Annotated in this window: 11 protein-coding genes and 1 pseudogene; 9 read left to right on the forward strand and 3 right to left on the reverse strand. The window is 35.2% G+C overall.

Annotated elements, in window-relative coordinates; genetic code table 11:
- Nucleotides 1-10: 10 nt before the first annotated feature.
- Together F6K27_RS18180 and F6K27_RS18185 are read left to right on the forward strand one after the other, a co-directional pair.
- Nucleotides 11-1,273 carry a SufS family cysteine desulfurase gene (locus F6K27_RS18180; RefSeq protein ID WP_287277744.1) on the forward strand — a complete coding sequence of 421 codons (1,263 nt, stop codon included), beginning with the start codon at nucleotides 11-13 and terminating at the stop codon, nucleotides 1,271-1,273.
- A 393-nt stretch (nucleotides 1,274-1,666) separates the two neighbouring features.
- A complete protein-coding gene (locus tag F6K27_RS18185; protein WP_124147748.1) occupies nucleotides 1,667-2,044 on the forward strand; it encodes a DUF4177 domain-containing protein in 378 nt (125 codons plus the stop codon).
- Nucleotides 2,045-2,341: 297 nt separating this feature from the next.
- Here the strand turns inward: F6K27_RS18185 and F6K27_RS18190 are convergent, their stop codons facing one another.
- Entirely contained in the window at nucleotides 2,342-2,815 is a 474-nt protein-coding gene (locus tag F6K27_RS18190; protein ID WP_124147747.1) for a hypothetical protein, read from the reverse strand.
- 520 nt (nucleotides 2,816-3,335) lie between these two features.
- Between F6K27_RS18190 and F6K27_RS18195 the strand changes: the two genes are divergently transcribed.
- The 5 genes from F6K27_RS18195 to F6K27_RS18215 all read left to right on the forward strand — a co-directional run bounded on the left by F6K27_RS18195 (nucleotide 3,336) and on the right by F6K27_RS18215 (nucleotide 8,272).
- Nucleotides 3,336-4,511, forward strand: coding sequence for a DNA cytosine methyltransferase (locus F6K27_RS18195; RefSeq protein ID WP_287277746.1), 1,176 nt, complete (start codon nucleotides 3,336-3,338; stop codon nucleotides 4,509-4,511).
- An 18-nt stretch (nucleotides 4,512-4,529) separates the two neighbouring features.
- The gene (locus F6K27_RS18200; protein WP_287277748.1) at nucleotides 4,530-5,189 is read left to right on the forward strand and encodes a restriction endonuclease; all 660 of its coding nucleotides are present in this window, start codon (nucleotides 4,530-4,532) and stop codon (nucleotides 5,187-5,189) included.
- 497 nt (nucleotides 5,190-5,686) lie between these two features.
- Nucleotides 5,687-6,970: a hypothetical protein gene (locus tag F6K27_RS18205; protein WP_287277750.1), complete on the forward strand. Its 1,284-nt coding sequence runs from the start codon at nucleotides 5,687-5,689 to the stop codon at nucleotides 6,968-6,970.
- Between the two features lie 124 nt (nucleotides 6,971-7,094).
- A complete protein-coding gene (locus F6K27_RS18210; RefSeq protein ID WP_287300902.1) occupies nucleotides 7,095-7,223 on the forward strand; it encodes a hypothetical protein in 129 nt (42 codons plus the stop codon).
- A 428-nt stretch (nucleotides 7,224-7,651) separates the two neighbouring features.
- The gene (locus tag F6K27_RS18215) at nucleotides 7,652-8,272 is read left to right on the forward strand and encodes a class II aldolase/adducin family protein (protein ID WP_124147744.1); all 621 of its coding nucleotides are present in this window, start codon (nucleotides 7,652-7,654) and stop codon (nucleotides 8,270-8,272) included.
- A 198-nt stretch (nucleotides 8,273-8,470) separates the two neighbouring features.
- Here the strand turns inward: F6K27_RS18215 and F6K27_RS18220 are convergent, their stop codons facing one another.
- Both F6K27_RS18220 and F6K27_RS18225 read right to left on the reverse strand, forming a co-directional pair.
- Nucleotides 8,471-8,761, reverse strand: coding sequence for a XisI protein (locus F6K27_RS18220; protein WP_240039204.1), 291 nt, complete (start codon nucleotides 8,759-8,761; stop codon nucleotides 8,471-8,473).
- Between the two features lie 227 nt (nucleotides 8,762-8,988).
- Nucleotides 8,989-9,192 (reverse strand): annotated as a pseudogene (locus F6K27_RS18225) (element excision factor XisH family protein); the annotation flags it as partial.
- Between the two features lie 507 nt (nucleotides 9,193-9,699).
- Between F6K27_RS18225 and F6K27_RS18230 the strand changes: the two are divergent.
- Both F6K27_RS18230 and F6K27_RS18235 read left to right on the forward strand, forming a co-directional pair.
- Entirely contained in the window at nucleotides 9,700-10,185 is a 486-nt protein-coding gene (locus tag F6K27_RS18230) for a TerB family tellurite resistance protein (RefSeq protein ID WP_287277752.1), read from the forward strand.
- 272 nt (nucleotides 10,186-10,457) lie between these two features.
- The gene (locus F6K27_RS18235; RefSeq protein ID WP_287277754.1) at nucleotides 10,458-10,634 is read left to right on the forward strand and encodes an IS1 family transposase; all 177 of its coding nucleotides are present in this window, start codon (nucleotides 10,458-10,460) and stop codon (nucleotides 10,632-10,634) included.
- The last annotated feature ends 154 nt before the right edge of the window (nucleotides 10,635-10,788 follow it).

Genomic DNA, 10,788 nt, shown 5'->3' on the forward strand with positions numbered 1-10,788 from the left:
AGCTGAAAAAATGACTATTATTCAAGAAAAAACACTAGGTGAAAAAGTACGGGAAGAATTTCCGATTTTAAATCAGGAAATAAATGGTAAACCACTGGTTTATTTAGATAATGCTGCTACTTCACAAAAACCTCTAGCAGTTATTAATGCTTGGCAAGAATATTACCTGAAATATAATTCTAATGTGCATCGTGGTATTCATACCTTAAGCTCAAAAGCAACAGATGCTTATGAAGGAGCAAGAGATAAAGTAGCTGCCTTTGTCAATGCAGCATCTCGGAATGAAATTGTTTATACTCGAAATGCTAGTGAAGCAATTAATTTAGTCGCCTATTCTTGGGGTTTAAATAATCTCAAACCAGGAGATGAAATTATCCTCTCAGTTATGGAACATCATAGTAATTTTGTTCCCTGGCAAATGATTGCTCAAAAAACTGGAGCAGTTTTAAAATTCGTAGAACTAACCAATACTGGAGAATTTAATTTTGAACAATATAAAACTCTAGTTTCAGACAAAACAAAATTAGTAGCAGTTGCACATATTTCTAATGTTTTAGGCTGTCAAAACCCAGTGCAAGAAATCTGCACTATCGCTCATCAACATGGAGCCAAAGTATTAATAGATGCTTGTCAAAGTGTACCTCATATCGCAGTAGATGTACGGGAAATAGATTGTGATTGGTTAGTAGCTTCCGGCCATAAAATGTGCGCCCCTACTGGTATTGGTTTTCTCTATGGAAAATTAGAATTATTAGATAAAATGCCTCCATTCTTAGGAGGAGGCGAAATGATTTCCGAGGTATTTTTTGACCATTCCACCTATGCAGAATTACCCCATAAATTTGAAGCAGGAACGCCAGCTATTGGAGAAGCGATCGCCCTTGGTGCAGCAGTAGATTATCTGACAAATATAGGTATGGAAAAAATCCATAATTATGAAGCAGAATTAACTACTTATTTATTTGAAAGATTGAATCAAATTCCGGAAGTTACTATTTATGGGCCTCAACCAAATGAGAAAGGTGAAAGTAGGGCAGCATTAGTATCTTTTACCGTAGAAAGTCTTCATCCCAACGATCTATCAACAATGTTAGATGAAGCAGGTGTAGCAATTCGTTCCGGTCATCATTGCGCCCAACCTTTACATAAATATTTGAATATTTCATCCACAGCTAGAGCAAGTTTATCTTTTTATAATACTCGTGATGATATTGATGCTTTTATTGTTGCTTTGAAAGAAACAATAGAGTTTTTTGGTAATATTATGGGATAAGAGAGGAGTCAGGAGTCAGGAGTCAGAAGTCAGGAGGAAAGAAAGAAGTAAGAGGAGGAAAAGGAGAAAGATACAGTAGGTTGGGTTAAGCGTAAGCGCAACCCAACAAATACCTAAACCAAACCTACATTAACAGTTATTTTTCACTCTTAAATTTATGGTTATGGATAGCTCTTAGAAGTTAAAAATGCGAAATATTATGACCGGAGCATAGTTGATTATATTTCTTTGTTTAAGCAGAAATAATGTAAGTTATGCTAATGTCCTATGTGTTGAATTTTGTTCCTCAACCCAACCTACAAAAGTGAATATAGAATTAAATCATAATTGTAAGAAACCCTTCTGCTTTCTGCCTTCCTTCCACTAAAGTGTAAATATTCAAGCAGACATGATATGAGAGACTGGAATCTAAATAAACTTATAGTTATTAACTTAATTGTTTTGAATATTGCGATTATTTGTCTAGCGGTGGCGTTAATTTTTTCACCTAATAAAACTTTGGCAACTTCCATTGCTAAAACTACACCTAAAATAGAACAAAAAATTGAGGCGATCGATTCAGAAAAGTTAAGTCAAGGTAGAGGTAGAAAATATGAATATAAGGTTGAATATCAATTTGGTTTTCCTCAAAGTAATGAAGAAAGAGACCGCTATATAGAAGCTTTAAACGATGCGGGTAAAGATGGATGGGAATTAAGTCAAACTGATGTGGTTTTTAATCCTTCTAGTGGGCGAGGATTATATATTCTGATATTTAAAAAAGATAAATAGTTGAAGAAGGAAGAAGGAAGAAGGAAGGGATGATTATTTATAAGTTATATCAAGTCTCATTAATTAGCAATAATAAAAATCTTTTCTCTGATAAATTTATCCCTTTTCCCTGTTCCCTAAAGCAATAAAACCTTGTAATTCATCAACTCGATAACTACTGTAATTAATCCTATTTTTGGGGTGAACCTCAATATTTGCAAAAATACTTTTTTCCTATATATTCCCTATTCCCTGTTTCCTGTTCCCTGTTCCCTAAAAGCGATAAATTTTTGGCTTTATTCAAAATTGAGATTCACCCTATTTTTGGGCTGTCACTTCAATAATTTCTGTATCCATAATCATCTTACTGTTACTGACTAAATCTTCGTGTTTATTCGTATTTAGGGTAACAGTTATTTTATTGCTGCCTGGGTCTAAATTTCCCAGATAATACCAATTGCTATAAATTCTAGTAATTTTTTTGTCATTGATATATAAATGAGCATGACCTTCATTAGGATTACTACTTTGATTTACTGTTTCCGGGGCAAACTTAAAGTTAGTTAGCTTCAACTCTAAATTCCATCCTTTCATAGTATCCTTATAAGCAACTAAATCAACTTCAGGAACTGGTTTATCTGCTGGAATTTCTATTTTTTTATGACTATGACCCATACCCCCATGAGACTCATCAGCAATTAGATTGTTACCAGAAGAATGAACTGTTTTAGCAATTCCTAATCCCGCAGTTACAATTAGTATGATTGATGTGAGTTTTAATAATTGTTTCATCCTTGTTTTTCCTTTATTTTATAATTTTTAATTTTTTTATAATGGGTAAGGGTAGTTAAAATGTCAAAAGACAAGCCGTCATACTTGAAAATTTAGAACGTAGGAAATAGTTTAAACACAAATTATATTATGTCCGTTTTGATAGTTAGTTAGGTTGAAAGTTTGAGATAGCGATCGTTATTTCATTAAAAAGGGGATTTCAACCCCTCCTAAAATTAAACGACAACCTAGAAGTTGGGGGTTTAAACCCAAGTTTTCAGCACGCTAAAAGCTGAGTGCTGTTTGCAGAGCATTCCGGTACGGAAAATGCTGATAGCTAGTTAAAAGGAGGTAAGCATTCAGCTATTAGCACTAAGCAGTCAGCAATTAGTAATGAGTAATTACTTCTAAGGTTTAGGAAGGGGAATTTGCCAGTAACTTTTATTCTTTCTCAATTTTAAAGGTTGCTTTTATCTTCCTCAAAATTAATAGCTGATAGCTAATAGCTGACGGCTGAATGCTTACAAAAGGAGATAATAAATTGAATAATATTAACACACTCAAAGCCATAGAATTATTTTCTGGAATTGGTGGATTTTGTTTAGGAATGAAAGCTGCAAATATTGAAACTATTTGGGCTAATGATATTAACGAACTTTGCTGTCAGGTTTATCAAAGTAATTTTGGTAGTGACTCAATAGTATTAGGTGATATTAATAAAATTCAGATATCAAACATTCCCGAACATGATATTTTAACTGCTGGTTTTCCCTGTCAACCATTTAGTCAAGCTGGCAAAAAAATGGGAATTAGAGATAAAGTTAGAGGAACACTTTTTGAGCGGATTATTGAAATTATTCAAGCCAAACAACCACAATATTTTTTATTAGAAAATGTCAAAAGAATATTAACAATGGAAAAGGGGTCTCATTTCCGAATAATTTTAAATGCTCTAGCTGCATTAGATTATTTTATTGAATGGCGAATCATTAACCCAAGAAATTTTGGTATCCCCCAAAATAGAGACAGAATTTTTATTTTTGGCACAAGAGTAAAATCAACACAAAAAATACTCGATCTAGAAAAATTTTCTGTATTTTTAACAGAGAACGACATTGACAGCTTACCCTGGCATAAAAATAGCGAAATAGAAACATCTATGCAGCCTATTCTTCATGGTAATAGGAAAAATAATCACTGGGGTATTGCGTATAAAAATAAATTTTATAGTCAATCTTTACCTTTAATGTCTGACATCAAACCCCAAAAAAAACTCAAAGATATTCTGCAACTTGAGTCAGACATAAATACACAATTTGATTTTACTTCTGAAACTCTTGAAAGAATCAAACAGAGCAAAATTGTTAATAGATATTGCAACGGTGTTGAAATATTATATAACCAGGGTGGAGGAGCGCGTCTTGGCTACACTATATTTGGTATTAATGGAGTTACTTCCACATTAACGGCCTCTACTTCTAGACATTATGAAAGATATCAAGTTGGTGATAAATTTCGTCGCTTAACTAATGTAGAATATGCTCGCTTAATGGGATTTCCTGATAATTGGTGTCGGGTTGCTAAAATTTATCACCAATATGCTTTATATGGTAATTCAGTTGTGCCAGATTGTGTAAAATGGATATGTCAAAGAATAGGCAAACAAAACTTTAAATTTAACCATCGGACTTGGCAACAATTAACATTATTTAGTTAATTCAATACTAATAAATATATGAAAGAACTGACACTATCATTATTTAAAACTGAGGCAGCAATTTTTGTTAGAGAGTTAACTGCTAGACCAATTTTTGATTTGTACGGTATTACTGATGGTAAAGCAATAGGAACTTATGTAGAACAAGCATTCAATAAATATTTAATATCCAAATATTTATATACTCCAGGGAGTGCAGCTAGTGGGATAGATTTTCCAGAATTAGAAGTAGATTTGAAGGTAACTTCTATTCGACAACCACAATCATCTTGTCCGTTTAGAGATGCTAGTCAAAAGGTTTATGGATTAGGCTATCATCTACTTGTCTTTGTGTATGAAAAAATAGATAATCAAGAATTACGAGCAGCAAGTTTAAATTTTAAAAGCGCGATATTTGTAGCCAAAGAAAAAACAGGAGATTATCAAACAACACGGGGTTTAATAGAAATTATCAGTCGTAATGGTAATCAAGATGATGTAATAGGATTTTTAGAAGATCGTAACCTTCCTTTAGATGAAATAGGAAGGGAAATTTTGGCTGAAAGAATAATAAAAGAACCTCCACAACAGGGTTATATTACTATCTCTAATGCTTTGCAGTGGAGATTACAATATAGAAGAATTATTGAACAAGCAGAAATTGGAAACATAGCTGGAGTGGAAAATATTCTGGTTTAAAATATCTATCAAATATAGCAGAAGGAAGAAGGAAGAAGGAAGAAGGAAGAAGGAAGAAGGAAGAAGAAAAAATATTGCTTTGTCTGAATTTTAGGCTTTTAATATGTCCTAACCTTTCCTTCGACTGCTATAACAGGTCATTTCAGTTATCAGTTATCAGTTAGCCTCCTTCGGAGGAACTGCGGACTTCAGTAACTCTGCAATAAGGAGGCAAGAAAATACGGAATTATCTTTTTTTTATCCCCAATGATACCCGCTCTAAAAGCACATCATTAAATAAACTCAAGATTATCAATTTGAAAATATCTAGAAAGATGCAAAAATGAAAATATCTAAATAGGATTTGCTGATTTTTTCCAAGCAAGTCATAAACATAGGAAAATCTCCACAAAAATTATTCAATTATTGCTAAATAAAAAGCAATAAAATACAAAAACTTGCCAAATAAAAAGACTTGTGCATTAATAACTAAGATATCCCGAATAAATACATGACCTATGCTAGAAATTAGTGACTTATTTGATGAAAACCTTTATCTAAATGTTAACCCCGAAATTGCAGAAGCAGTAAACAATGGCATCGTACAAAGCGGCTTTGACCACTTTATTCGCTTCGGTCAATTTGAAGGGCGAGACCCCAGTATTTTTTTTGATACTAACTTTTATTTAACCAATAATCCAGATGTTGCTGCCTTAGTTCAACAAAACTCAATCACTCCCATTCAACATTTTATTCAAGTCGGTCAATTTGAAAATCTCGATCCTAATTCTCAATTTAATACCGATATTTATCTCCAAGAAAATCCAGATGTTGCTGATGCAGTTCAACAAAACTTATTAACTACCATCGAACATTTCGTTAATTTTGGCATTGCTGAAAATAGATTATTTTCCCAAAATTTTATCGGCACAATATTTGATGTAGTTGTTACAAGTGCAGCTAATAATGGTAATGATGCAGCCATTCGTTTTGATGGTTTAACTGGTCGATTAATTGGTGAATTTCCTAATGGTGGAGGATTAACCGACCCCAGAGATATTGTACAAGAAATTGATGGGTCTAATACTGTTTTAATTAATGGTGGAAATGACAATGTTTTACGCTTCGATGCCACTACAGGAAACTTCATTGAAACATTTACTGAATTTCCCGAATTAAATGGTGGAGGTGCCGTTTTTGGACCAGATAATAATTATTATGTAGGGGCGCGATCGCTAGGTTCAATTGTACGTTTCAACGGTCAAACTGGAGATTTTATTGATGAGTTTATTCCCTCAGAATTAGTAGATTTTCCCAGAGGTTTTGTATTTGGTTCCGATGGCAATTTTTACTTAGGAAATGGTGCCGACCCAGCAACAGGTGGTGGCGGTGGAACAGTCATTCAATATGATGGTCTTACGGGTCAAGTATTGAATCCTAATTTTGTCAATGACCCTGAATTAAGTCCCCTAGATGTGATTAATGGTCTGGATGGCAATATCTATGTCAGCAGTGAATTTCCTTTTGGTCAGGATGATTCGGTAGCTAGTGTTCGCGTGTATGATGTTGAGACAGGAGCGTTGTTAGATGTACTTGATGCTGGTTTAGATGCAGAGGAAGTGCCAATATTGGATGCCCCAAGAGGGTTAGGTTTTGGACCAGATGGTAATCTCTATGCTAGTAGCACTGGTACTGGTAGTGTGGTTCGTTTTGATGGTGCAACAGGTGACTTTATAGATGTGTTTATTGAGTTTCCTCAGTTGAATGGTCAAGCATTAAATTTCGTTCCTGCGGAAAATTAAGCCATCTAATTAGTTATGATACAGTAGGTTGGGTTGCGCTCCCGCTTAACCCAACAAATACCAAGTTGGACTTATACAAAGAAATTATATCAAATCCGGTAGCATTGGTGTAATTAGATAAAGAATGTGGAGACCCACCCCTAACCCCTCCCAAGAGGCGAATCTGGGGAGATCAAATCCCAGGAGGAGAATGTGGGGAGATCAAGAAAGATTTGGCAATGGCGCTTGTGATGTAACATTTTTTTATACCTAATTAACCAGATTTGATATTAGACTTGTCGCTTTATAACTTAAAAAATCCCCAAAAACTTTGTTCTGTAAGGATTGTAGCTATTGGCAACCAAAAAATCTGGGAATTATTGCTCTGTCTAGGTTGGAACGATTTTTTCCCTCTATTTAGCGACAACTCTATTATATATAGTCAGGAAAAACTATGCGGACATAATCTAAGTTTTGCTAATGTCTTATCTATTAGACGTCTCCAGAAAAGAGGGAATAGGGAATAGGGAATAGAGAATAGGGAACAGGGAACCCACCCCTAACCCCTCCCAGGAGGGGAGTAATTGATAATTTATGGATAAGAATTGATTTTATTTTTGATTTTGGAGATGTCTATTGGGTTTTGTTATTCAACCCAACCTACATTAATGATATTAACTGTTATTTTTCACGATTAAATTTATGGTTATGGATGAGGGAGTAATTAAATATAATTGTCATTGGGTTAAAGAGGAACCTGTGACAAGCGATAGCATTACTGATTTAATGAAAAAGCGAGATTTTATGTACTCGTTAGGATTAATTGGTGCTTATGAAAATGGCATTGGTTTTGGTAATGTTAGTCAGAGAATAAATGACTCAAATCAGTTTATTATTACTGGCACTCAAACCGCCCATTTAGAAACTTTAGGACCGGAATTTTACACGGTAGTTACTGATTTTAATATTGAGGAAAATAGCCTAACTTGTTGCGGACCTGTTAAAGCTTCTTCTGAATCTTTAACTCATGCTGCTATCTATTATTATCAACCAGAAATTATGGGTATTATTCATATTCATAATTCTCAGCTTTGGCAAGGACTTATGTATAAAGTTCCTACTTCTAATCAAAAAGTACCTTATGGTACTCCACAAATGGCAAAAGAAATATTTCGTTTGTTTGATGAGGAGAAGTTAGGAGTAGAAAAAATATTAGTAATGGCAGGTCACGAAGATGGGATAATTTCTTTTGGGAAAGATTTAGATGAAGCTGCTAATATTTTGTTGAATTTTGATCGGACATCTCTAGAAAAGAGGGAGTAGAGCAGTAGGGAAGTTGCATACAACGTCCGAGAACGGGAAGTAAACATAAGAATAATTAACAATAACTGGGGTGCTAAATTTAATCTCGCCCTGCTCCCCTACTCCCCACCCTCTTTAATCTAATTACACCGATGCTACCGGATTTGATATAACTCCTGAGTCCTAAGTCCTGAGTCCTGACTCCTGACTCCTAAAGACTTATCCATACCCACTATGTTGACGAATCTCTGGAGGATGAAAAGCAAGTACAATTCTATGCTTCGGTACTCCAGCACCAACAAGTTCATCCGTAGTACCATCTTCAATACCATCGTAGTGAATCCAAATTTTATCATTGCGGATTTCAGCATGGACAATAGTACCATATACACGGCGACTATCCTCCCATCCTTCATGGACTAACAGAAAATGGTTGCGATCGCTACTAATGATCGTGTATGTTTTCACATCACCATAGCAGTAAGGAAGATCGGCGTAGTATTGCAAAATTGGCGTTGCTGATTTGAGGTATGAAATTCAACTAGTGGTAAATTTTCAGCCAAAACAATACTGCAAATTATACCTATTTCTTCCTAATTTAATCACCGAAAAACTTGTTTCTACCTACTCTGCTGACTCGGTCCTCCTGACTCAGTCCTCGGTCTTCCTGTGAAATCATACATTTATTCAGCAACGCCGCAAAATTTTTATGAGTGTTTCACGCCATTTTTCCAGGTCTAAGAGTTGATTTGTGGTTTCCATTGAATAATTTCCTCAATCTTGGCATCAAAAACAAACAGACGAAAACCAGGTTCTTCTAATAAAAGTTGTCCAACTTCCTCCTTAAAAAAGGTTTCAAAAATATTGCGCTTGACTGCTAAATATATTTGACGTAATGGGTCTTGTTTCTTGAGAATTCTACTATATAAAAAGAATTGCCCCCATGCTTTTTCAGGCGTTGCTTAAATGTAATGATAATTAGACATCTACTCCATCCATAGGGAGTAGGGAGTAGGCAGCTTTGCTGTAGGGAAGCCACCCCTAACCCCGACCGTGGAGGGGAAAGAATTGATAATTTCTTTGGGATATAGATATTGATTTTTGATTCTTGGAGATGTCTATGAGCTGAAGGTAAAATTGAAAAACTGATGTTTTGCGCCCAAAGTTAATCTCAAAATCATTATAGCGCTGTGCGCAGGCAACAGCTCATCTGGCAACAGGCAGCAGGGGGAATAAAAAACCGATAATATAAGACTTTTAGCTCTTGGACACCTCTTGTAATTTGTAAATATGCCAGCGCACATTGCTATACCACTCAGCAACGCCCTTTTTCAAGTTCATTAACTAATTCCTGTTCCCTGCTATACGAACAATATAAACTTGACAAAATGAATCAATATCAAATATAGTTAAAGACGCTCAAAACTATAGAGTAAAAGGAGTAAAATATGAGTGGTGGAAAAAGCCTCCAACCGACAAAATATGCCGAACATCGGTATAAGATCAGTACACCAATTGATTTTGATGTGGCAGTGAACTACGGTGGTGCATTAATGGCGATCGCTGGAGCAGATGGCGAATTAGCAGAAAAAGAATTCCAGTGGTATATTGATGAACAAGAACTTTTGTTCGTAGACTCTACGGAGTACATTGAAACGCTACGCAAATTCGATTGGAAAAATGCTAGCATTGAGGATATGTTGAGTGGTATCAAGTACGATTTTCCTCTGAATTTTCGCCGTTCCATGTTATACCAAGCGATTAAGATGAGTCGAGCTGATGGAGTTTACCAAGAAAAAGAAAAAGCTGCTGTGGCTAAAGCAGCAGAAATTTTAGGAATTGACCGTAGCATGGTTATTAGCATTGAGTCATTAGCTGAAATGGAAGAAGCGACCGAGCGACTGCGACTTGCTTTATTTGAAACGGAAGTTTAATTCTTCTTTAAACCTGTTTATAGAGGATTTTGATATGTCGATCTTATGGGTAAGTATATCAAAATCCTCAATTGTGTTTTAGAGTTAGTCTAACTGCATTCATAGTTTGACGGCAGATAATATCGATCATTTTTTCATATTGCGATTACATTCAAGATTGCTCTCAAGAATATCTATATAGAATGAGTATAGCGCTACGCGCAAGTCAAAAGTCAGAGGTAGTTCTGCATAGTAATGGTAATATATTCAAATAGGTTAATAAAGTTAAGTTTGTGGAGATCAATTGTCCTGAGTGCCAGTCTACTAAAATCATTAAATATGGACATACCCACGATGGTAAACCTCGTTTCCGTTGTACTCATTGTGGGCGACAGTTTGTAGAAAATCCTAGCCGAGGATCTATGGATGAAGCAACAAGAATCATGATTGATCAAATGTTGCTCTTATAGAACCCTGATGGTATCTTTTTTTTCAATAATCAGGCGATCGCCAATCTCTTAAGCAGCAGTCTCACAAAACAAAGATTGACCTTGGCTGTGGCATTTTCTAAGGTTCTTTTCCTGCGGAATGCTGCGCAAACAAAATTTTTGGCCAAGCTTTTGC

This window comes from Okeania sp. SIO2F5 (genome assembly GCF_010692685.1).
Lineage (GTDB): Bacteria > Cyanobacteriota > Cyanobacteriia > Cyanobacteriales > Microcoleaceae > Okeania > Okeania hirsuta.